Annotated in this window: 22 protein-coding genes; 9 read left to right on the plus strand and 13 right to left on the minus strand. The window is 67.7% G+C overall.

Annotated elements, in window-relative coordinates; all coding sequences use genetic code 11:
• Nucleotide 1 precedes the first annotated feature (1 nt).
• Nucleotides 2-1789 carry a hypothetical protein gene (locus BV210_RS07440; RefSeq protein ID WP_077206019.1) on the plus strand — a complete coding sequence of 596 codons (1788 nt, stop codon included), beginning with the start codon at nucleotides 2-4 and terminating at the stop codon, nucleotides 1787-1789.
• 9 nt (nucleotides 1790-1798) lie between these two features.
• On the opposite strand, the gene lrp is transcribed toward BV210_RS07440, so the two are convergent.
• Complete coding sequence (gene lrp / locus BV210_RS07445) at nucleotides 1799-2254, minus strand: HTH-type transcriptional regulator Lrp (RefSeq protein WP_077206020.1); 456 nt, start codon at nucleotides 2252-2254, stop codon at nucleotides 1799-1801.
• A 127-nt stretch (nucleotides 2255-2381) separates the two neighbouring features.
• On the opposite strand from lrp, the gene glnA reads away from it, so the two are divergent.
• The gene (gene glnA, locus BV210_RS07450; protein ID WP_077208004.1) at nucleotides 2382-3755 is read left to right on the plus strand and encodes a type I glutamate--ammonia ligase; all 1374 of its coding nucleotides are present in this window, start codon (nucleotides 2382-2384) and stop codon (nucleotides 3753-3755) included.
• Nucleotides 3756-3801: 46 nt separating this feature from the next.
• Here glnA and BV210_RS07455 read toward each other — a convergent pair whose 3' ends face one another.
• Both BV210_RS07455 and BV210_RS07460 read right to left on the minus strand, forming a co-directional pair.
• Nucleotides 3802-4707 carry a phosphatase PAP2 family protein gene (locus BV210_RS07455; RefSeq protein WP_077206021.1) on the minus strand — a complete coding sequence of 302 codons (906 nt, stop codon included), beginning with the start codon at nucleotides 4705-4707 and terminating at the stop codon, nucleotides 3802-3804.
• A gap of 1 nt (nucleotide 4708) precedes the next feature.
• Nucleotides 4709-5986 carry a YihY/virulence factor BrkB family protein gene (locus BV210_RS07460; RefSeq protein ID WP_077208005.1) on the minus strand — a complete coding sequence of 426 codons (1278 nt, stop codon included), beginning with the start codon at nucleotides 5984-5986 and terminating at the stop codon, nucleotides 4709-4711.
• A gap of 111 nt (nucleotides 5987-6097) precedes the next feature.
• Between BV210_RS07460 and BV210_RS07465 the strand changes: the two genes are divergently transcribed.
• Nucleotides 6098-6499 (plus strand): hypothetical protein, encoded by a 402-nt coding sequence (locus BV210_RS07465; protein ID WP_077206022.1) that lies wholly within the window; start codon nucleotides 6098-6100, stop codon nucleotides 6497-6499.
• On the opposite strand, the gene BV210_RS07470 is transcribed toward BV210_RS07465, so the two are convergent.
• Nucleotides 6496-7599: a tRNA (guanine(26)-N(2))-dimethyltransferase gene (locus BV210_RS07470; protein ID WP_077206023.1), complete on the minus strand. Its 1104-nt coding sequence runs from the start codon at nucleotides 7597-7599 to the stop codon at nucleotides 6496-6498. The two genes, BV210_RS07465 and BV210_RS07470, sit on opposite strands and share 4 nt — an antisense overlap.
• Before the next feature lie 174 nt (nucleotides 7600-7773).
• Between BV210_RS07470 and BV210_RS07475 the strand changes: the two genes are divergently transcribed.
• Nucleotides 7774-8121 carry a hypothetical protein gene (locus BV210_RS07475; protein WP_077206024.1) on the plus strand — a complete coding sequence of 116 codons (348 nt, stop codon included), beginning with the start codon at nucleotides 7774-7776 and terminating at the stop codon, nucleotides 8119-8121.
• Nucleotides 8122-8166: 45 nt separating this feature from the next.
• Entirely contained in the window at nucleotides 8167-8571 is a 405-nt protein-coding gene (locus BV210_RS07480) for a pyridoxamine 5'-phosphate oxidase family protein (protein ID WP_077206025.1), read from the plus strand.
• 61 nt (nucleotides 8572-8632) lie between these two features.
• Here the strand turns inward: BV210_RS07480 and BV210_RS07485 are convergent, their stop codons facing one another.
• The 6 genes from BV210_RS07485 to BV210_RS07510 all read right to left on the minus strand — a co-directional run bounded on the left by BV210_RS07485 (nucleotide 8633) and on the right by BV210_RS07510 (nucleotide 13777).
• Complete coding sequence (locus tag BV210_RS07485; protein WP_077206026.1) at nucleotides 8633-9685, minus strand: aldo/keto reductase; 1053 nt, start codon at nucleotides 9683-9685, stop codon at nucleotides 8633-8635.
• Nucleotides 9686-9730: 45 nt separating this feature from the next.
• Nucleotides 9731-10795, minus strand: coding sequence for a CPBP family intramembrane glutamic endopeptidase (locus BV210_RS07490; protein WP_084802598.1), 1065 nt, complete (start codon nucleotides 10793-10795; stop codon nucleotides 9731-9733).
• 96 nt (nucleotides 10796-10891) lie between these two features.
• Entirely contained in the window at nucleotides 10892-11011 is a 120-nt protein-coding gene (locus tag BV210_RS07495; RefSeq protein WP_077206027.1) for a CcmD family protein, read from the minus strand.
• Nucleotides 11011-11736: a cytochrome c biogenesis protein gene (locus tag BV210_RS07500; RefSeq protein ID WP_253741617.1), complete on the minus strand. Its 726-nt coding sequence runs from the start codon at nucleotides 11734-11736 to the stop codon at nucleotides 11011-11013. Before BV210_RS07500 ends, BV210_RS07495 begins: the two co-directional genes overlap by 1 nt.
• A 64-nt stretch (nucleotides 11737-11800) precedes the next feature.
• The gene (locus BV210_RS07505; RefSeq protein WP_077206028.1) at nucleotides 11801-12493 is read right to left on the minus strand and encodes a cytochrome c biogenesis CcdA family protein; all 693 of its coding nucleotides are present in this window, start codon (nucleotides 12491-12493) and stop codon (nucleotides 11801-11803) included.
• Nucleotides 12494-12520: 27 nt separating this feature from the next.
• On the minus strand, nucleotides 12521-13777 hold the full coding sequence (locus BV210_RS07510; RefSeq protein WP_077206029.1) for a c-type cytochrome: 1257 nt from the start codon (nucleotides 13775-13777) through the stop codon (nucleotides 12521-12523).
• 262 nt (nucleotides 13778-14039) lie between these two features.
• Here BV210_RS07510 and BV210_RS07515 point away from each other — a divergent pair, with 262 nt between their 5' ends.
• From BV210_RS07515 to BV210_RS07525, 3 genes are read left to right on the plus strand one after another with little or no spacing between them, the layout of a single operon-like run.
• Nucleotides 14040-14510: a thioredoxin family protein gene (locus BV210_RS07515; protein WP_077206030.1), complete on the plus strand. Its 471-nt coding sequence runs from the start codon at nucleotides 14040-14042 to the stop codon at nucleotides 14508-14510.
• Nucleotides 14507-16879, plus strand: a complete 2373-nt coding sequence (ccsA, locus tag BV210_RS07520) for a cytochrome c biogenesis protein CcsA (protein ID WP_077206031.1) — start codon at nucleotides 14507-14509, stop codon at nucleotides 16877-16879. The genes BV210_RS07515 and ccsA overlap by 4 nt, the downstream gene beginning before the upstream one ends.
• 1 nt (nucleotide 16880) lies before the next feature.
• The gene (locus BV210_RS07525) at nucleotides 16881-18044 is read left to right on the plus strand and encodes a hypothetical protein (RefSeq protein ID WP_077206032.1); all 1164 of its coding nucleotides are present in this window, start codon (nucleotides 16881-16883) and stop codon (nucleotides 18042-18044) included.
• Here the strand turns inward: BV210_RS07525 and BV210_RS07530 are convergent.
• Genes BV210_RS07530 through BV210_RS07540 form a run of 3 tightly spaced genes read right to left on the minus strand, consistent with a single transcriptional unit; the run spans nucleotide 18041 to nucleotide 19790 of the window.
• A complete protein-coding gene (locus tag BV210_RS07530) occupies nucleotides 18041-18721 on the minus strand; it encodes a heme exporter protein CcmB (RefSeq protein ID WP_077206033.1) in 681 nt (226 codons plus the stop codon). The genes BV210_RS07525 and BV210_RS07530 overlap by 4 nt on opposite strands.
• Nucleotides 18718-19425, minus strand: coding sequence for an ABC transporter ATP-binding protein (locus BV210_RS07535; protein ID WP_077206034.1), 708 nt, complete (start codon nucleotides 19423-19425; stop codon nucleotides 18718-18720). The genes BV210_RS07530 and BV210_RS07535 overlap by 4 nt, the downstream gene beginning before the upstream one ends.
• Nucleotides 19422-19790, minus strand: a complete 369-nt coding sequence (locus tag BV210_RS07540; protein WP_077206035.1) for a cytochrome c maturation protein CcmE — start codon at nucleotides 19788-19790, stop codon at nucleotides 19422-19424. Before BV210_RS07540 ends, BV210_RS07535 begins: the two co-directional genes overlap by 4 nt.
• Before the next feature lie 212 nt (nucleotides 19791-20002).
• On the opposite strand from BV210_RS07540, the gene BV210_RS07545 reads away from it, so the two are divergent.
• Nucleotides 20003-20911, plus strand: a complete 909-nt coding sequence (locus tag BV210_RS07545) for an acyltransferase (protein WP_077206036.1) — start codon at nucleotides 20003-20005, stop codon at nucleotides 20909-20911.
• Nucleotides 20912-20979: the final 68 nt, after the last annotated feature.

Here is a 20979-nt window from a genome sequence, read left to right on the forward strand (position 1 = left end):
TATGTTCCGCCGACTGGTCCTCGCGGGGGTGGTGGTAGTCTTGGGTGTCGGGGTGGCCGTTCAGCCTGCGGCCGCGATCCCACAGCAGACCGACAACGGAACCGCGTTCGAGGTGCGCGCGGCCAGCGACGAGATCCCGCTGGGCGGGAACGGGACGGAGTTGTACGTTTCAGGCCTGCCGGTGGGGACCCCGATCGAGATCACGGCGACTGGGATCGGATCGCCGACGCTGGGATCGATGATCGACGGCGACCCGACCGCAAACGGCGTCCGGACGACCGTACCGGCAAACGGCACGATCCCGGTGGCGAATCCGCCGATACTGGGATCCGGTGACTACGAGTTCACGGTCCAGCGCCTCGACACCGGTACGACGACGAGGGCTTCGATTACGGTGACCCACGAGGGCGGGTTTACCGCGGACTTCGCCCGAGACACGTACACGGGCACGCCCGAGAGCGTCGTCCCCGTCGATATCACGACGAACTACGACCGCGCGACGCTCCAGCTCGTCGACCCGAACTCCGACTACCGTGCGTCGGTGACCGTCGACGACGAAGACCGGACCCACACGGTCTGGATCGACACGAGCGCGCCGACCAACGCGAGCGAACTATTCACCACGGAACTCGACGCCGAGGCGACCGACCGCAAGCGGACCGGGTACCTGCCGGAACTGAACGGGACGTACAGACTCCGACTCGATCCACGGGTCTACGGGAACCGGAGCAACGCGGCGAACCTGACCATCTCGTCAGACGGACGGGCGCGGCCGACGGCGGACGAGGGGCAGATTTCGGCCGAGGCACTCTCGGACGAGTTCTCGACGAACGATCCGGGGAACTGGGCGTTCGTCCGGGTCGATGGCGTTCCCGACGGTGTCCCCGTCACCGCCGCCCTCAATAACCCACCGACCGGTTACTCGCAGGCGACGCTCGGGGCGATGCTCCGCGGCGAGCAGGTCGGTGACGACATCCGGACGATCCCCTACGAGAACGGGACGATCGAACTGTCAGCCATCCCCGCGATCCGGTGTCTGGGCGCGGACCTCTCGATCGAGGTCCAGCGTCTCGACACTGGTCAGACGGCGACGGCCGAGATCGCAACGACATACCACTCCTCGGTCACGGGCGTGATCCACCGAGAGAACTACACCGTCGCGTCCGGTAGCGTCCTGCCGATCACGCTCACGCGGGACTGCAACGAACTGACGCTCGAACTCACCCGGGTCGGATCGAACGCGTCCGCGTCGATAGGGCTCGCTGACGACGCACCTATCGAACGCAACGAGACGCTCTGGCTCGACACGGCCGGGGCCGGGAACGCGAGCGGGCTGTTCCGATCCGCAGTCGGGACCGTGACTCGCAACGCGACGACGAACTTCTCGGACGGCGCGCTCGCGCCCGGGACCTACCGGCTCCAGCTCACGTACGGCAGATACGAGCTGGATACCGCGACCCTCTCCGTGACGAACCAGTCGAGCGAGCAGTCGCCGTCGGGACCGATGCCTGATCCGCCCGAAACACCGCCCTCGACACCCAACACCATCGTGCCGCCGCCGGCGACCGACACGTCGACACCCGATCAAACCACGGGCGACCGAACCGTGACCGAACCCTCGTCCTCGAACCGCACCGCCGAGGGCAACGCACACCGGCCCGCCGGTACCGAACCGTTCGGGACGACCGCTGCGACGACCGACGGCTCCGGCCCCGGGTTCGGTCCTGTCATAGCGGCACTGGCACTGGCGGCGCTCTCGATGCTCGCGGCTCGCAGAAACGACGACTGATCGCCTGCGTTACTCCACGTCCAGCGTGAACTGCTCGTGTTCGCTGGCGGCGTTGAGCACGACGCTGGTGTTGGACTCCTTGATCTCGGGATCGACCAGCATCTCCTTGATCTGGTCGTTCATGCCGTCTGTGTCGGTGAACTTGCCGATGGCGATGATGTCGTAGTCGCCGGTGACCTCGTAGACCGAGATCATCTGTTTGTGTTCCTGCAGGCGGTCGGTCACGTCTGGCAGGGCCGACCCCTCGACTTTCAGCTGGACGACGGCGGTCACGTCGTAGCCCAGCGCGTCGTAGTCGACTTTGGGCGTGTACCCGGTGATGATCCCGTCTTCTTCGAGGTCTTTGAGGTGATTCGAGATGGTCGTGACGGACACGTCCAGTTCCTCGGCGAGGCTTCGCAAACTCGCACGGCCGTCGCCCAGTAGGGAATTCACCAACTTTCGGTCCAGATTTTCGTACGTCATTATGTCTGAACAGACGCCCCTCCCTTTAGAATTTTACGAATATGCAATTCCCCTCGATCTGACGGAAGACTTGCGCAAAGCAGCAGGGTTTTTGTATCTCGGGTCTACCGATCCGATGACGAGAAAGATGACAAACCCGAACATCAAGGCTGACGGCGGGTTGACAGAGGACGCACAGGCAGTGGTAGACGAGATCGAGGAGAAAAACGTCGACTTCCTCCGGCTCCAGTTCACGGACATTCTGGGGACCGTGAAGAACGTGAGCGTACCGGCCGAGCAGGCCGAGAAGGCCTTCAGCGAGGGGATCTACTTCGACGGCTCTTCGATCGAGGGGTTCGTCCGGATCCAGGAGTCGGACATGCGGCTCGTGCCGGACCCGGACACCTTCTCCGTTCTGCCGTGGCGTAACTCCGAGGAACACGCCAGCGCCCGACTCATCTGTGACGTCATCAACACCTCGACCGGCGAGCCCTTCGAGGGCGACCCCCGGTACGTTCTGAAGCAGGCCCTCGAACGCGCCGAGGAACTGGGCTACACGGTCAACGCCGCACCGGAACCCGAGTTCTTCCTGTTCGAGGAGGACGAGGACGGCCGCGCGACGACCAAGACCAACGACGCCGGCGGCTACTTCGACCTCGCACCCAAGGACCTCGCTTCCGACGTGCGCCGTGACATCATCTACGGCCTCGAGGAGATGGGCTTCGAGATCGAGGCCAGCCACCACGAGGTCGCCGAAGGGCAACACGAGATCAACTTCGAGTACGACGACGCCCTGACGACGGCCGACAACGTGGGGACCTTCCGGACGGTCGTGCGGGCCATCGCGGCCGAACACGACCTCCACGCCACCTTCATGCCCAAGCCGATCCCGAAGATCAACGGCTCGGGGATGCACACCCACATCTCGCTTTTCACCGAGGACGGCGAGAACGCCTTCCACGACGGCGACGACGAGTTCGACCTGAGCGAGGAGGCAAAGCAGTTCACCGCCGGCATCCTCGAACACGCGCCCGCGCTGGCGGCCATCACGAACCCGACCGTAAACTCCTACAAGCGCCTGGTGCCCGGCTACGAGGCACCCGTCTACGTCGCCTGGTCGGACCGCAACCGCTCGGCGCTGATCCGCAAGCCGGCCGCCCGCATCCCGGCCGCCAGTCGGATCGAGGCGCGCTTCCCCGACCCGTCGTGTAACCCCTACCTCGCCTTCGCGGCGCTCATCCACGCCGGTCTCGACGGCATCGAGCGCGGGCTGGAGTGCCCCGACCCCGTCCGGGAGAACATCTACGACTTCGACGCGGAGAAACGCGAGGAGTACGGCATCGAGACCCTCCCCGAGAACCTCGGCGAAGCCGTCGACGAACTCCAGGAAGACGAGACCGTCATGAACGCCCTTGGCGATCACATCGGCGAGAAGTTCGTCGAGGCCAAAGAGCAGGAGTACAAGGAGTACCTCGTCGACGTCTCCGAGTGGGAACTCGACCGCTACCTCGAGACGTTCTAACTGCGGCTCACTTTCGTTTTCGGTCGGCGGTAGGGCGACGCTTTACTCATCCGAGAGCGGCATCGACGCGCGCGCCAGCCACCGGGACCGCCACCAGCGCCCCGATGACGACCGCAACCGCGACCACGGTCCCCAGCGCCGGGAGGTCAAGCGCCGCGACGACCGCCAGGAGGCCACCGACGACCAGTATCCCTAGCACGACCGTCACCAGCGCCTCGCGACCCGAGCGAGCCCTGTCCGGAATCCGATCGCCGAGGGTCCACCACGCGGCGGTCGCGCCGAGCGAGGCACCCAGTCCGAACAGCAGGTACTCGGTCGGACCGACGGCGACCAGTCCGATCGCGGCCAGCACGCCCGCCGCCGGGAACGACCGGGCCGGCGTCGGGAAGTATCGAGTGACGACGAGAAGCAGCGCCACGCCCAGCGCGACCCCGACGAGGACGTCACCGAGGTAGTGGACGCCGACGACGACTCTGGACAGCGAGACGAGGACTGCGATCGTCGCGCCGGCGTACAGCGGTCGCCGATCGCTCTCGTCTGCGACCAGCCAGCCGAGGCCGCCGTAGACGGCGGTGCTACCGATGGCGTGCCCGCTCGGGAACCCGTAGCCGTCATCGACGGTCGCCCCTCGTACCAGCGGTCGGAGCGCGTCGGGGACGCCCGCGACCGCGACCGGCGTGCCGGCCCCGGGCGGACGCGGGAGCGCGAAGACGTGTTTCAGAACTGTGACGAGCGCCAGCGCCGTGAATCCGAGGGCGACGACCTGGACGATCAGGGGTCGGTCCAGCCGGTCGCCGATGACGGGGGTCCGGTCGCCCAGCCAGTAGAGGACGGAGAACAGCAGGAAGTAGGTGGCCACGTCGCCCAGCAGTGTCACCAGTGCGAAGGCGGCGACGAGCGGGTCGGGCAGCGCGCCAAAGGCCTCGACGGCACCGGCGTCGCGGAGCGACATCTCAGCTTCGGAACGATTCGACGGCGGCGCGCAGGCGGCCGGGCAGGCCGGCCACCGTGATGCCGAGGCCGACAAGCACCATCAGCGTGTACAGGCCGAGCGTCGACAGCCAGATCACGAGCATCGCGAGGATGGCCCAGCCGCCGTCGAGGAAGTAGAACGCGCCGATGGTCATGGCGGTGCCGTACAGCAAGACCAGGTACGGGCCCCACCCGGTCGCGTGACCGCGGCGCACGCGGCGGCGGACGTACCGTTCGAGGTCGTGTTCGATCTCCTCGCGGTGGACGGTCCGGTCGTCGATGTCCTCCTCGAACTCGTCGAGTTTCGAGCGGAGTTCGGCCAGTTCGGCCTCCACGTCGGATTCCTCGTCCGGACCTGTCGCTGTCGCGTTCACGTCGGCACCGTCGTCGCCGTCGTCCGGCGCGTCCCCGTGTTCGTCGGACATACTCGCTCGTTGACCGATACCTCGTTGCGGTTCCTGTTGTAGTTGCCGGTTGCCATCGTCCCGGTCGGCCAGCACGGCGTTCAACACGGCACCCGAAAGCAAGACGAGCCCGCCGACGTAGAACCACGTCACCAGCAAGAGGACGCCACCGATGACGCCGTACAGCTGAAATCCGCCCGCGTTCTGGGCGTAGATCCGGAAGCCGGAGCTCAGGAGTGCCCAGCCACCCCCCGCGAGGACGGCCCCGGGAACCGCCTCCCGGATCCCGACCGGCACGTCCGGGAGGATCACGTACAGCGGGAGGAACGTGATCGTCAGAGCCAGCGCCAGAATCGGGATCCCGAGCGCGGCCACGAGCCGATTCGGGAGGTAGCCGACGGCGACGTTGACGCCCGCCGCCACGCCGACACCGACGCCGACCGCCACCAGTGCGACGGTGGCGTCGACGACCTGATCGACGAGCGTACTCGACTCGGCGGTGCCGTACACCTGCCCGAAGGCCACGTTGAGGCCGCGAAACAGCTTCAGTGCCCCCCACACCAGTACCACCACCCCGGCGACGGTCGCACCGGCGCGCCCGCTCGCGCCCGTCAGCGACTCCAGCAGGATCTGTTCGCCCGACGGCGAGAGGATCGTGCCTAGCTGACCGACCACGCTCGCGGCCAGGGCGTCCCCACCGAGCGCCGTGGCGATCACGATCGCCAGCAAGAGGAGCGGCATCAGCGAGACGAACGTGTAGTAGGCGAGGCTGGCGGCCAGAAACGTGATCTGCTCTGATCGGGCGGCGGCGACGACGGCTCGCGCCACACCCGTCGCGTCTGCGTTCCGTGACACGACACTCACTTCGACCGCCTGTCCCAATATCGCATCGGAATAGCTACCGTTTCACGACAGGTCCGCTCGTGTGACCGAAAACCCATTTAGGCCCGGGCCTGCACAACTGGTATGGACGAGAAATACGAACGGGGGATCCTCCGCATCTCGGTCGTGTTCCTGCTGGCGGCCGTACTTCTCATCCCGGTGGGCTACGCCGGGATCGGAGCGTCACCTATTCTGCCCGTCGGCTTCGCGGTTCTGGCCGCCGGACTCTACGTCGCCTGGCAGCGCAGCGACGAGTACGGGGCCTACCTCTCTGGACTCTGGCTCGGGCCCGTCCTCGCCGCCGTCGTGGCGATCGCTGGCTTCCTCATCGGCGCCACGCCCGGCGAACTCCAGGCGCTGGGCGGCATCGTCGGAATCGTGGGCGTGTTCAATCTCATCCTCCGCCCCGTCTACCGGGCCGTCCACTACGTCGTCGCCGGCGCGCTCCAGATCGGCCGCGAGATCCAGGAAGAACGCTCCTCCTAGGCCAGCGCCGCCTCGACCTCGGCCACGTCCGCCGTCGTCTTGAACGTCGTTCCCCCGTAGTGAGTTCTGGATGCCTCGTACCCCGCGTCCCGCAGTGCCGCGAGAAAGTCGTCCATCCCCACCGCCGACTCGTTCCACCGTTTGTAGAGCCGATGCTGGTCGTAGTGGGTCGGCGTCGATAGCTCCCCCTCGATGGTCGAGAGGAGGTCGCGTGCCCGGTCGGCGGTCCCGAACTCGTCGGTGACCGCCTCGCGGACGGCGGCGACGAACTCGGGGTCGTGGGCGTCGCCGAGCCAGATCGGACCGGCGGTCTGGAGGTGGTGACCGCAGTTCGGGCAGTCCTCGCGCGGGTCGGCCAGCAGTCCACGTTCGTGCTCGCGGTAGAGACAGTGCTGGCAGTGATCGACGTGACCGAGTTCCTCAAGCAGGGCGTTCGCGGCCCGAGCGCCCTGCTCGACGTCGAGGTACGTCCGGGCGTAGTGGTCGGTGACGTGGCTGAAGACGGGGCGGGCGGCCACGTCGAACTTCGCGGCGGTGCGGACCAGCGCCGAGAGCAGTACCCGGAGTCCCATCTCGGCGTGGTACTCGGTGTTGCGCGGGACCGCGCCGTACTTTCGGACGCCGCTCTCGAAGTGTGCGCCACACAGCGGCGCGGTGTCGGTCGCGGTGACACAGAGCAGCCCCTGCGCACTCCGGGCGGCGGCGTCGGCGAAGGGGATCGGCGTCCCGAACGGGTCCACGTCCACCACGTCGAAGCGCCGCTGGTGCATCAGGACGTTCGCGTCCTCGTGGATCGTCTCCCCCGCCAGCCCGTTGCGCTCGAAGTTCGCCGCCGCGAGGTCGACGGCCTCGGGGTCCACGTCGCAGGTCGTGGCCGTCCAGCCGTCGGCCGCGGCCCGCACGCCCCGGATGCCGCTGGCGGCCGTCGCGTCGAGATAGGTGGTCGGCTCCGAATCCTCGCGCTCCCGGTAGGCCCGCAGCGTCGCCACCGTGAGGTCACGGTTGAGCTCCATCTCCGGGTTGTAGAACACCTCGCCCTCCTTCCCGTCGGTGGCTTCCCCGGGAACCTCGACGTCGACGCCGCCCTCCTCGATTCGCATACCGGGGGTCGCCGGGCCAGCACGAAAAGGGATGCGCTCCGCGCCGGATCGGATCCACTCCGACGCAGCGCTTCGCCGCTCACGGGCTCCGCCCGCTCGCGCGTTGGGAGCCGCTCCTCGCCTCGCGTCTCCCGCATCGAACCTGTTTTGACGGTCCGCCACTATTTCGCGGTCGTGACAGCGGTCGACGACTGGGTGGCCGCACTGGCCACCGCCGGCGAACTCACCCCGGAGAGCGTCGACCGTATCGTCTCCGTCCACGGCGAACGCGGCCAGCGCGCCATCGAGGCCGTCGGCGAACACCGCGTCAAGGAGTACCGCGATTTCACCGTCGTCGTCGGCTACGAGGACGAGTACATCGTCGAGGAGGGAAACTGCACCTGCGCCGACTCGGAGTACAACTTAGACCCCGACGACCCGACCGAACTCTGCTGGCACGCGCTGGCCGTCCGCATCGCCGAGGCCATCGACGAGGTGGACCACCACGACATGTGGTACAGCGACGTGCGGGATTTCCTCTGATTTTTCGCCCCAGTTTATAACTGCCGAGAGGCCGTCCTGAAGACCATGCCCGAGATCCCCGAGGCGTACCTCGACCTGTTCGAGAAGGCCACGTTCGCCCACGTCACGACTATGCTGCCCGACGGCCGCCCGCACACCACGCCGGTCTGGGTCGACTACGACGCCGACGCCGACCGCCTCCTCGTGAACACCGAACGCCACCGCCGCAAGGCGAAAAACGTCGAGAAAGATCCGACCGTCTCGGCCAGCATGACCGACCCCGACAACCCCTACCGGTTCCTCTCGGTCACCGGCGAGGTCGAAGACGTGACGACGGAGGGCGCACGGGAGCACATCGACGACCTCGCGATGCGCTACACGGGCGAAGACGAGTATCAACAGCCCATCGAGAGCGAGCGGATCGTCCTCCGTATCCGCCCCGACGAGGTTTACTCGATGGATCCAAGCTGACCGTCGCTCGCGGGCTCCGCCCGCTCGCGCGTTCGGAGGACTCGCTGCGCTCGTCCTCCCGTCAATCGCCCGCCGCTTGCTTGTCCACGTCTTCCAGATCCGCACCGCCGACCGAGGAGCGCAGGGCGTCCATCCCGTCGTCGCGGTCGATGCCGAAGTTGTCCTCGTAGAGCTCCTCGACGCGCTCGAACTCCTCGTCGGAGAGCGGGGGCGTGTCGGCCGCGCCGGCCCACTCGTCGATGTCGTCGGTGGTGCGGAAGGTCGGGGTGACCGAGGCCACCTCGTCGAAGGAGAGCAACCACTGGATCGCGGCCTGTCCCATCGTGCGCTCGCCGTCCCGCTCTAAGAACCGCAGGTTGTCCACCTTCTCCCACCCCGTCTCGTACCACTCGTCGGGGCGGTAGGCGCGGTGGTCGTCCTCGCCGAGTTCCGTGTCGGGCGTGACCTGTTCGTTCAGGAGGCCCGACGAGTGGGGGACCCGCGGGAGAATGGAGGTGTCGGCGTCGAGTCGGCGGACCTCCTCTATGGCGTGTCGACCCGGCGTCTGCTCGAAGACGTTGAAGACGAGCTGGAGCGCGTCGAACTCCTGTTCCACCGCTTCGGTGGCCTCCGCGAGCCAGCCGATGGAGGGGCCCAGCGCCCAGCCGACGGCCTCGACCTTGCCCTCCTCGCGGAGTTCGTCGAGTGCCTCCAGCACGTCGGGCGTGACCTCGTCGACGTTTGCGTTGTGCAGCATGAGGACGTCGACGTAGTCCATGTCGAGCCTGTCGAGCGAGCGGTCCAGCGCCGTGTGGATCCACTCGCCGTCCATCCGCTTGGGGAGTTCGCCGTGGCCGGCCTGCGGGTTGTTGTAGAAGTCGTAGCCGACCTTCGTGGAGACGGTCACCTCGTCGCGGTACTCGGCGAGGGCGTCGCCGACGAGTTCCTCCGAATCGCCGTGGCCGTACACGTCGCCGGTGTCGAAGAACGTGACGCCGCAGTCGATGGCGTGTTCGAGCATGTCGACGGCCTGCTCGCGGGAGCGGTCGCCCCACCAGTCCGTGCCGACGACCCAGGCACCGAAGCCGACTTCGCTGACCTCGACGCCCGAGTTACCGAGTTCGCGCTGGTTCATGTCCCTTCGTTGGGACGCGGTCCACTTAGCGCGTACGATTGCAGTCTACTCCCGAAGGGTCGCCACCGCGACGGACTCCCTGAGCGCGAGATCGCCGTACTCCCGCCGGACCCACCAGGCCGTCAGGCCGAAGCCAGCGACGAGCGCGAGCAACACGAGCAGCCCGCCCTCGGGGCCGAACGCGCCGCCGGTCAGGAGCGGGGGGCCGGTCGTCTCCGTCTCCAGCACGGTGACACCGACGGTGAGCCCGCTGACGGGGAACCCGTACACTGCGCCGACGACCGCGTTCCAGGTCAGGTGGACGCCGACGGCGATTCCCAGCCGACTGGTCCAGACGTAACAGAACCCGAGCAGGACGCCGAACAGCGTGATGTTCGTGATCGAGAGCAGGGTCGCGTTGGGGTTGCCGGCGTGCAGGACGCCGAACAGCCCGGCGGTCGCGAGCGTCGCGACGGTGATGGCGTGCCGGCCCGCAACTCGCTCGAATCCGGCCAGCGCCTCCGCCAGGTTCGTCAGGAGGTAGCCCCGGACGAACAGTTCCTCGGAGACGGCGACGCCGAGGAAGAAGACCAGAACCGAGAGCAGTGCGACTGGCACGGACGCGTCGCCGAACGCGAGGTAGGCGTCGGACGTTGTCACGAAGGTTCCGGTGACGGTTACCCAGCCGGCAGCGACGCCGACGCCGAACAACAGCGTCGGGAGCAGGGCGCCGAGCGCCAGGCCGAATCCCGCGTCGCGCCACCACTGGCGGTCGAGGTCGAGGCCGAGTGCCCGGATCGGGCGCCGGCCGACGATGTAGCTCGTAGCGGGGAGGGCGACGACGACCGCGACGGTCGACAGGAGCTGCCCGCCGGCGCCGTCGATCCAGGCGTCGCCGAGCGCGATCACCGCCACCGAGCCCAGCGCGAGGACCAGGAGGCCGACGACCCCCACTGCGACGGCCAGTCGCCACGGGAACCGGAGCCGGCGCTCCCGCCGGTTCCAGAAGAGTCCGACGAATAGCCCTGCGACGCCGCGACTCCCGGCGCTTCCCGCTTCCGACCGGGCCCCGGTCGCCTCGACTTCGTCGCTCTCTGACCCACCGTCCGCGCCCCCGTGCTCGTCGCTCATGTCGGGGCCGTGGAGCGCCGGCGGAATGAAACGAGGGGGTCAGCAGACGGGGAACGGGCCACAACGTGGCTCGCTCGGGGGCCGGTACGGTCGCGGTTACTGCTGGCGGTCGGTGAGCCGTCGTTCGAGGCGGGCCAGTCGCCGCTGCAGGCGCAGCATGTAGCCGAACAGCAGGACGAACAGGCTCGTGTATCCGACGAGCAAGAGCGGTTCCATCAATGGTCACCTCCGTGTGGCTGGGTGCGGACGCGGTCGGTCAGTTCGTGTAGTTCCATTCGCAGTGCCATCAGGTAGCCGTACAGCAGCGTCGCGGCGACGAAAGAGACCCCCAGCGTCAGGGGGTCGATGTTGGCGCTCACCTCGGGGTTCGCCAGCGTCGTCTCGTGGAACGTGGGCGTCCACAGCCGCGTGGACAGATACGAGATCGGAACGGTGATGAACCCCAGCACGCCGTAGACGGCCGCGTACCGCTCGTCGCTGGTGCGATCGGTCGCGCCGTAGACGAGGAGGTAGCCGGCGTAGATGAACCAGACGATCAGGAACGTGACGAGGCGGACATCGGTCCACTCCCACCAGGAGTTCCAGACGACGCGGCCCCAGATACTTCCAGTGAGCAGCGTGAGCGTCGCGAACAGGAACCCGATCTCGCCGGCGCTGTGGGCGAGCCGGTTCCAGAACCGACCGCCGTACCGGAGGTACAGCCCACTCCCGAGGAACGTCACCGACAGCGCGAGCGCGGCCACCCAGGCCATCGGGACGTGCCAGTAGGCGATGAGGTTCGCGCCGTGTTCGATTCCGTACATCGTGTCCGAGGCGTACCCGAAGACCAGCCCCATCGAGAGCAGGCCGGTGACGAGCGTACCCCACCGGACCACGCGGCTCCACATGAGCCAGTCCGCGACGCGGATCAGCCGCGAGAGCGTCGAGGTCAGTGTACTCATCGGTCTCTCCTCCTGTCGTAGTGAAACGCCGCCGACGGCGGGTTCCACCGCGGTCGTCCAGTAGTCATACTGTTCCGTTAGCGAATGTCATCGCGAGTTTGTCGAGTTCGAACAGAAGCGACACGCCGGTCCCGACGAGGACTGCGCCAGTCACGCGCCGCAGGACAGCTGGCCGGTCGCCCGCGAGCAGTCGTGACTCGAACCACTGAACGGTCCGGTTGCCCCCGTAGGCGACTGCCAGCAAGGGGACGCCGAATCCCCAGCCGTAGACGAACAGCAGCGTGCCGGACCTGACCAGGTCGCCGGTCTGCCCGACGGCGGCGAGCACGGCGCCGAGGACCGGGCCGACGCACGGCAGCCAGATGACGCCGAGCAACAGCCCCAGTGCGACGCCGCTGGCGACAGGATGGGCGTCCCGTTCGAGTCCAGACGACAGGTCGGTCGCCCACCCGGCGAGTCGAGAGGCACGGCGTTCGTAGGCGGCGTTGATACCGTCGTCGAGCAGGACCACCCCGAACCCGACGACCAGCACGGTGAACGGCAGTCGGAACGTGTCCGGACCGAGGCCGGCGACTGCCCCGGTCGCGACCCCGGCCGCCGTGAAGGAGACGACGCTCCCGGTGACGATGCCGAGCGGCCGGAGGCGATGGCCCACGCCGCCGGCCAGCAGTGGCGGGAGCATCGGCAGACAGCAGGGCGTCAGAATCGTCAGTAGCCCAGCCAGGAACACCGCCGTCACGCTCGGGAGGTCGACCATAGACGGAATGGTTGGGGGAGACTGCGCTCAGTCCCCGTCGCTCATCGCGTTCGAGATGCTGTTCTGGGTGTTCGCGGATTCGTTACGTAGCGGCTGGTCGTACCGGCTCACGTCGTCTGGAATCATGTCCTCCTCGAGGGGCGTGTCGTCGGTCGGGATGCCCGCCAGCTCGAGCTTGTGCGCCATCGGGTTGCGGTCGTAGCCGAACCGCTCCTGGGTGCGTTCGTAGTAGACGGCCTCGTCGGGCGGGCCCGTCTCGGGCCAGTCCTGTGACTGGCGCTGGAGGTTCGGCCGGTCGTGGGCGTTCATGTAGCCAGCGATGTCCTGGACGTCACGCCAGTCCGACACCGTGTGGGGGGTGCCGTACGGCATCGCCTCGCGGATGAACGCCGCCGCGGTGTAGACGCGGCCCATCCCGGCACCGTCGCCGTACGAGCCGTTCCCCCACAGCGGCGGATACTGGCCCTCGATGCCCTGGCCATCAGCGCCGTGGCAGGACGCGCAACTCTCGAGGTACAGCTCGGCGCCCCGGACCGGGTTGATCTCGGGGATCGGAACCTGCTCGTCGCCGGTCGGCTTGGCCAGGCGGCGCCAGTAGGGAGCGCTACCGATGGGCTGGCCCTGTCCGAGCCACTCTATGTAGGCCTCCATCGCCTGCACCTCGCGGCTCGTGTAGTTGGGGACGCCCTCGGGTGAGCTGGGTGCGTCCATGCTCCGCAGGAAACACCCCGTGATGCGCTGTCGCATGTCGCGCATCCGGCTGGTCCGGTTGGTCCACTCTGGGTAGCCCGCAGCGGTCCCGACCAACGGGATCAAGTCGATGTCCTGGCCGACCATCCCCTGAGTCGTCGGCAGGTCACCGCCGCCGTGACAGTTCGCACAGGAGAGGTTGTTCCCGACGTGGTCGGGCATCACCTCTGACGTATTGGCCATGATCTCCCGCCCGTAACGGACGAGGTCGCGCCGGTAGGGGTTCGCCGGGAGCGTGGACTCGTTCATCTCCTTGGGGACGAACTCGACCGCGTCACCGGCCGTCGCGTTCCGGTAGCGGAAGTTCGTCTTGTTCTCGCCCGACCGCAACCCCTCGTCGTAGACGTGCGTGTCGTTCCACTGGGTTGGGAGCGCACCCGGCCCGCCCTCCCCGCCCGGGGCGGCACCCCCGTCGCCGCCACCGGCCGGCGACGTATCGTTCGCAATCGGGGGATTGAATCCACAGCCAGCCAGCGTAAGTACCACGAGTGTGAGCAGTGTCGCCAGCGCCCGCCGATCGAGTGGGAGGTTCACGAACCGCTCACCACCGCGAACGAATCGGCAGGGTCGTGTTGTATCGTCGACAGCATGGTGAGATATCTACAATACTGGCACGCAAATTACACCGCCGGCCGTGATAACTATTATCCACACTGTGTTTATATAAACGCCAAGACAGCCCACACTCGACGAAAATGGTCTGTCGACCCGGTCAGCAGTATGAATGCTGAGGTAGATGTTGTTTGTGCTATCCAAACAATATTTATCGCGGGGCGTGGAGTAGCGGGCAGGTTCGATGAACGCGCGGAAGTCCTTGACCGCCGTCGTTCTGGTCGTCGCGCTCGGGGTCGGATATACGTCGATGAGTACGGCACCGGTACTCCGTGACGACGCGTACTCCTATCACGGCGATACGAAGTGGCACACCGACTACGAGCGGGCCGCGACCATCGCCGACGAGCAGAACAGGCCCATGCTCGTCTACTTCTGGACGACGTGGTGTACCTACTGCGAGGACTACGACGAGAACGTCTACTCCGACCCGACGGTGCGAGACCGACTCGACGAGTTCGTCCTCGTCGCCGTCAATCTCGACAACGACGGGTCGCGAACGTCCGAACTCGTCAACCGCTACGACGCGAACTACCCGCCACAGCTCGTGGCGACCCACCCGAACGGCACCCGGCTCGTGAAGATAAACGGCTACGTCGAGCGTGATCGCTTCCTCTCGCACCTCGACCGCGCCGAGCGGAGGATGGACCGATGACGACACTCGGCACGCTCCTGCTGGGGGCCGGGACCCTGCTGGCGGCGGTCGCGACGACGCTGCTCGGCGTCGGCTACGCCCGCCGGGACGACCGGTTCGACGCGCTCGTCCCACGAGTCGTCGCGGGTGCTGCCGGCCTGCTCGTCGTCTCGCTCGTCTACCTCACCTACCAGTTCGTCGTCACCGACTACAGCAACGCGTACGTCTGGCAGAACTCCGCGGACTATCTCCCGCTCCTGTACCGTGTCACGGGCGTCTACGCCAGCAACGCCGGCTCGCTGCTCCTCTGGGCGACGCTCGCCGCCGTCGTGGCCGCGTGGGCCATCTGGCAGCGCGGTCCCGGGGACGCCGAGGGCCGACTCGTCGGCGCGCTCACGATGGGCGTCGTCGCGTACTTCGGGACGGTACTCGTCCTCGATAGCCCGTTCCGGCACGTTTCGACTGCCGTCTCGGGCGGCGTCCCGACCACCGGGAGCGGTCTCAACCCGCTGTTGATCGATCCGTACATGGCCATCCATCCGCCGCTCATGTTCGCCGCCTACGCGCTGCTGACGATGCCGTTCGCCATCGGGGCGGCGCACTTCGTCGGTCTGGCCCGTCGCGACGACGGACTGTTCGCCGCCTGGCGCGGCGCCGTGACCCGCTGGCTGCGGGCCGCGTGGCTGTTGCTGACGACGGCGCTGGCGCTCGGGGCACTCTGGTCGTACACGGTACTCGGGTGGGGCGGTATCTGGGCGTGGGACCCCGTCGAGACGGCCATCCTCGTGCCGTGGCTGTTCCTGACGGCGACGCTACACGCCGTCGTCAACTACCGGCCCAGGGACCGCTACGCCCTGCTGGCGCCCGCGATGACTGCCTCGACGTTCGCGCTCGTGCTCTACACCACGACGGTCGTTCGCAGTGGCGTCTTCCGCAGCGTCCACTCGTTCGCCGACAACGGGGCCGGCCTGGGAATCGTCGTCCTCGTGGGGCTCGTCGCGCTCCTGGGTGTCGGGCTCCCGCTTGGGTACTGGCTGGTGCGCGAGGACGACCACGAGGGCAGCGGCGGGGAGTGGGTGACGCGCTCGACGCTGCTCCACGGGGCCGTCCTCGCGCTGGGCCTGCTCGCGTTCGTCTCCCTGTGGGGGTTGACGTTCCCCGTCCTGCGCGACCTCGCGACGGGGATCGAGGTGGAGGTCACCGCCCGCTACTACAATCGCTGGAGCTACCCGTTCGTGCTCGTCACGCTGCTCCTGCTCGGCTTCTACATGGACTTCGACGTCGAGGGGAAGCGCCGGGCGCTCGTCGGACTGGGCGTGTTCGGGGCGGCGACGGTGGTCGCGGCGCTGTACGCCCCGACGACGACGTGGCAACTCGGCGGCGCCGACCAGCAGGCGACGGGCCTGTACGCCGTCGTCGGGCAGGTGAGCGCGCTCTCGGTGTTCCCGCCGGTCGCCTACGTCGTGCTGGCGGTGCTCAAACGCGGCCTCACGCGCATCCCGGGCGCGCCCCGCCAGACCAAACTGAAGCAGACGGGAATCGTGTTCGTCCACATCGGCGTCGCCCTTCTGGTGTTCTCCCTGGCCTTCACCTACCTGTTCACCGGGCAGGCGTCGGTCATCGTCGAAGGCAACAGTGAGACCGGCGAGCGGGTCGACGTCCCCGATTCGCCGTACTCGGTGCAGGCGCTGTCGTTCGGGTCGTACTCGGTGCCCGAAAATCCGGACGTCGACCGGGTCGCGCTGTCGACCCGGGACATCAACCGGCGAGGGACGGCGACCAACGGGACGACCCAGACGGTCCACGGTACGGTCACCGACATCAGGCGTGGCCCCAGCGCGACGGTCTACCAGCTCGACGACTCGGGCGTCTGGCTCGGCGTCACGGCAGCCAACGGCACCACTACAACCCAGTTCGCTCGCGGCGACGAGGTCGTCGCACGGGGTGCCGTCCTCTGGGACTACGTGCCACAGGCTGCCGTCGTGGTCCTGACGTCCCCGGGGAACGTCGGCCCGGTGTCCGACCCGCCGGCGTCGCTGGGGCTGACCCGCGTGGCGGGACAGACGGTCGACCTCGCGGTGTACGAAGACGGCCAGCAGGTCACCGTGGGACGGGCCGCACAGAAACGGTATCCGCGACAGGGCGGGATGCAGACGCGGGAGGTCATCGTCGACCGCGGACTGGTCTCGGACACGTACGTCATCGCGGCGATCCAGGGCGACACGGCCTCACTGACGGTCAAACGCATCCCCCTGATGACGCCGCTCCGACTGAGTGTGGCCGCGTTGCTGTTCGGCATGCTGCTCGTCTTCCTGTTCGATCCGGCCCACGGCGTCTGGACGCGCCTGCGCAGTCCGTCGCTCGAGACCGACCCCGCAACCTCCGACTGACATGGCACGCACGACTCTTACACTCCTGGTCGCGTTCGCCTGCCTCGCCACCGTCACCGGCGTCGCCGCGGCCGATCCGGTGACCGGAACCGTCGACGTCGAGAACGGTACCGCCGAAGGCGACACCGTCACCGTCACGCCGATGGACGGCGGGTTCAAGCGAGTGGGCGAGCCGGTCTCGACGACCGTGCGGAACGGCCGCTACCGGGCGTCGGGCCTCCCCAACGCGACCATGTACGCCGTGCGCCTCCAGCACGGGAACGCCAGCCACTACCGCGTCGTCTCCGAACCACGGGCGAATTTCACGCTCTCCGCCACGCTGTCGGCACGGCTTGTGACTCCGGACGGGACGCCGGTAACCGACGCACAGCTCACGGTCCTGTCCCGGGCCGGCCCGCCCGTCGCGAGACTCGAGGCCGGACCGGAGGGCAGGATCGAACTGGGTCCGCTCCAGCTGAATCGGAGCTACACCCTCCGCACGAACCGGAACGGAGCCCCGTATCGGTACGTGCTCCGGACGGGGACCAACGCCACCGGGGCAGAACTCCGGGTGCGGCCCCCGACGAGCGACGGGGCGGCGTTACGGGTGACCGGCGGCGACCCGGCCAGCCACGTCGTCCAGCCCGTCGAGCGCAACGGCGCGACGACGGTTGTCGAGCGCATCCAGTTCGAGAACGCGGCCGACCGGCCGTTCGTCGGGCCGGTCGCGGTCGGCCTGCCGCCGAACGCGACGGTACGCTCGGTCGCCATCCAGGACCAGCAACTACGGCATCGGCGCACGGCCGACGGCGTCGCGGTGAACGCCTCTCTGGCCCCTGGTTCGCAGATCCGCGTGACCGTCCGGTACGAACTCCCCGACGGCCGGCTCGCGAAGCCTGTCCTCCACGATACCGACTCGCTGGTCGTCGTGTTGCAGGGGTACGACGCAGACCGGGTCGAGTACGCCGACGAGCTCCGGCTCGTCAACAGAAGCGGGATGCCGATCCCGATGCTGACGACGACCGCCGGACTCTCGGCCGGCGACCGGATCGCGGTCACGCTCCCGGGCGGTACCTCCGGCGGGGGCGAAGAGGGCGGACCGATGCCGCGGTTCCCGGCCACGGTGTTCGCGGTCGCGCTGCTGGCCGTCGTCGGTGGCGGCATCGCGGTGTACCGCGTCGTCTAGTCGGCGACGATGGACTCGAAGACGACCATCCCGGCCAGGAGGAGGATGCCGGTGTACGCGACGAGCAGTCGCAGCCACGAGCCGAGGGCACCCCCGACGCCGAGGAGGCGCGTGAGTTCGACCCCTGTCAGCAGGAGGGGAACGACCAGCGGGACCAGCAGGATCGGAACCAGCGATTCACGCAGGTTCGAGCGGGCCGCCAGAAGCGAGAGGACGACGCCGACGGCCGAGAAGCCGATCGCGGCCACGCCGACGACGCCCGCGAGCGCCGCCAGCATCGCCACCGGCGGCCGGTAGTTCAGGAAGACGACGGTCCCCGCGAGCGTCGAGAGCGAGATGATCGCGACGAAGACGGCGTTGCTCGCGACCTTTCCGAAGTAGATGGCGGTGCGGTCGACGGGGGCGAGCAACAGCCCGTCGATGGCGCCGTCGCGGTATTCGGCGGTGACCGCCTGCGTGACCGAGACGGTGCCCGCGAACACGAACGCGATCCAGAGCGCGCCGCGCCCCAGCACCGCCAGATTCGACACCGCCGTCGCGAACGCGAAGGCGAACGCGACGACGACCAGAAGTGCGAACACGAGCGCAGTGGCGAGCACCCGCTTGGAGCGGGCCTCGACGAGCAGGTCCTTCCGGACGACGGTCCAGACCACCCGCAGATACGTCCGTACGGTCACGACGACACCTCCAGCCCGACTGCGTCGCGGTAGGCCCGCTCGAAGGCGTCGGTGTCGGGGTACTCGGCCACCGCGTCGTCGAACCGGACCTGCCCGCGGCCGAGGACGACGGCCCGGTCGCAGTGTTCGAACCCGCGCTCGAAGTCGTGGGTGGCCATGACGACCAGTCGGTCGTCGAACCCGTCGAGGACGGCCCCGAGCGTGCCGGCCGCGCGCCGGTCCAGCCCCGCGTACGGCTCGTCGAGCAACAGCACGTCGGGGTCGTGAACGAGTGCGCGCGCCAACGACAGTCGCTTGCACATCCCGTGTGAGAACGCGACTGGGCGCTCGCTCGCCCGGTGTGCGAGCCCGACCCGGTCGAGCAACGCCTCACATCGCGCGGCGTCGACGCCGTGCAGGCGGGCGTGGAGCCGGACGTTCTCCCGGGCCGTCAACTCGTCGTAGAGCATCGTGTCGTGCGTGAGCACGCCCAGTCGGCCGCGGACAGCGTCGGGCGCCGATCCGAGGTGCGCACCGTCGAGTCGGACACTCCCCTCGGTCGGGGTCGAGAGCGTGGCCAGCACGCGGATGAGCGTCGACTTGCCGGCACCGTTGGGCCCGAACAGGCCGAGGAACTCCCCGTCGGTGATCTCGAGGTCGATCCCTCGAAGGGCGGTGAACCGACCGAACCGTTTCGTGAGTCCGTCGACGACGAGACGCGTCACGTGTCCTCGGGACGCTCGGATCCTTCGTGGGCCCGCACGGAGAGCTGGCGTGCCTCGAGCCTGCCGTCCTCGTAGACGCCCTTCGCGACGACGACGCGGCCCTCGTTCATCGTCTCGGGCTGTGTCTTCTCGTAGACGACCGGGACCGAGGCGTTCCCGTCTGTCACGGCGAACTCGAGACGGCCGTCGGCCGTGTGCAGGTCGGTCACGACGCCTTCGAGGTTGACGCGCTGGCCCTCGTGTGACCCCTCGTCGAGTTCCGTCGGCGTGACGAACTGCGCCGACGCGGTCGACGTGGTGACGAGTAACCCCGATAGCAGCAGGATTCCGACGATCGCGATACCGAGTTTGGTCTTTCGCTGCACAGTACACAAATTCAGTCGGTAATATGCATTCAATCTTCCGTGGACTAAAACGAGCCCGGCGGGGTCGAGTACCCGGCCTCGGGAGTGGCCATCGCCCCCGAGGACACGTGGTCGCCCGGGTCGGTTGACTGCCTGACTGGTCGCGGTTACCTCGTGGTAATGGGGCAGAGAGTAACGAAAACCCCTATGAACGCGGGTTCCGATGAGGTGGTATGACGAAGCGTCACGTCTCTTTGCCGCCGCTGGCGGAGGAGGGGCTCCGGGCGTTTATCGACGAGGTCGACGAGCGTCTCAGCAGCGACGAGAACACCTGCGACGTGGTCGAGGACGTGCTCGTCGACCTCCACGGCGACCGGCAGGCCTACGACCGCTGGCAGTCCGGCGAGTCGGTCTCGCCAGCCGAGCGTGTCCGTCTCCAGGGGTACGACCCCTGTAACGCGACCCTCGAGAGCGAGTACTACGCAGAGATCGAAGGGATGGACGAGGGCGAGTACGAGCGCTCGAAGCACCTCCAGTGGCTCTGGCGGCAGTTCGACGCCACCCCGATGGCCGACAACATCGCCTTCGCCCTCCGCTTCCGGCAGATGCTGGCCGACCACCTCTTCGCCGAGGCGGGCGAGGACCTCCGGCTGTTCAAGGGCATCTCCTTCACCTACGGCCACAACATCGAACTGGGCGACAACGTCGTGATCCACGACGACGTGCACCTCGACGACCGCGGGATACTCACGATCGGCGACCGCGTGTCCATCTCCGACAACGCCCACGTCTACACCCACGACCACGATGTCGTCGACCAGACCGAGGTCACCAACTACCACACGATCATCGAGGACGACGTGCGCGTCACCTACGACTCGATGGTGCAGGCGGGCGTGCGCATGGGGGAGAACTCGATTCTCGCAGCGAAGTCGGTCGCCGGCAAGGACGTGCCGGCCCACCACATCGCCGCCGGCCAGCCCGCGAAATCCATCGCCGTCAAGGAGGGCTGGGAGAGCGTCGCCGATCCCCTGGAGGACGCAAACGTCGACCGCAGCGAGGAGCGCGTCGTCGAGTACGACGTGCCCGACGTGGACGTGTTCGACGAGTTCCAGCGCGACCTCTCGCCACCCGACGCCTGAGCGGCCCTGTAATTGTATTTACCTGTAAGAATATTAATTTTTATTCGACGGGCATCTGAACGGCCGGT

The sequence above is a fragment of the Halorientalis sp. IM1011 genome, assembly GCF_001989615.1.
In the GTDB taxonomy this organism is placed as follows: domain Archaea; phylum Halobacteriota; class Halobacteria; order Halobacteriales; family Haloarculaceae; genus Halorientalis.

Coding starts and splice junctions, on each gene's coding strand:
- BV210_RS07440 (WP_077206019.1), top strand. CDS start 2: ATGTTCCGCCGACTGGTCCTCGCGGGGGTGGTGGTAGTCTTGGGTGTC.
- lrp (WP_077206020.1), bottom strand. CDS start 2,254: ATGACGTACGAAAATCTGGACCGAAAGTTGGTGAATTCCCTACTGGGC.
- glnA (WP_077208004.1), top strand. CDS start 2,382: ATGACAAACCCGAACATCAAGGCTGACGGCGGGTTGACAGAGGACGCA.
- BV210_RS07455 (WP_077206021.1), bottom strand. CDS start 4,707: ATGTCGCTCCGCGACGCCGGTGCCGTCGAGGCCTTTGGCGCGCTGCCC.
- BV210_RS07465 (WP_077206022.1), top strand. CDS start 6,098: ATGGACGAGAAATACGAACGGGGGATCCTCCGCATCTCGGTCGTGTTC.
- BV210_RS07470 (WP_077206023.1), bottom strand. CDS start 7,599: ATGCGAATCGAGGAGGGCGGCGTCGACGTCGAGGTTCCCGGGGAAGCC.
- BV210_RS07480 (WP_077206025.1), top strand. CDS start 8,167: ATGCCCGAGATCCCCGAGGCGTACCTCGACCTGTTCGAGAAGGCCACG.
- BV210_RS07485 (WP_077206026.1), bottom strand. CDS start 9,685: ATGAACCAGCGCGAACTCGGTAACTCGGGCGTCGAGGTCAGCGAAGTC.
- BV210_RS07490 (WP_084802598.1), bottom strand. CDS start 10,795: ATGAGCGACGAGCACGGGGGCGCGGACGGTGGGTCAGAGAGCGACGAA.
- BV210_RS07495 (WP_077206027.1), bottom strand. CDS start 11,011: ATGGAACCGCTCTTGCTCGTCGGATACACGAGCCTGTTCGTCCTGCTG.
- BV210_RS07500 (WP_253741617.1), bottom strand. CDS start 11,736: ATGAGTACACTGACCTCGACGCTCTCGCGGCTGATCCGCGTCGCGGAC.
- BV210_RS07505 (WP_077206028.1), bottom strand. CDS start 12,493: ATGGTCGACCTCCCGAGCGTGACGGCGGTGTTCCTGGCTGGGCTACTG.
- BV210_RS07515 (WP_077206030.1), top strand. CDS start 14,040: ATGAACGCGCGGAAGTCCTTGACCGCCGTCGTTCTGGTCGTCGCGCTC.
- ccsA (WP_077206031.1), top strand. CDS start 14,507: ATGACGACACTCGGCACGCTCCTGCTGGGGGCCGGGACCCTGCTGGCG.
- BV210_RS07525 (WP_077206032.1), top strand. CDS start 16,881: ATGGCACGCACGACTCTTACACTCCTGGTCGCGTTCGCCTGCCTCGCC.
- BV210_RS07545 (WP_077206036.1), top strand. CDS start 20,003: ATGACGAAGCGTCACGTCTCTTTGCCGCCGCTGGCGGAGGAGGGGCTC.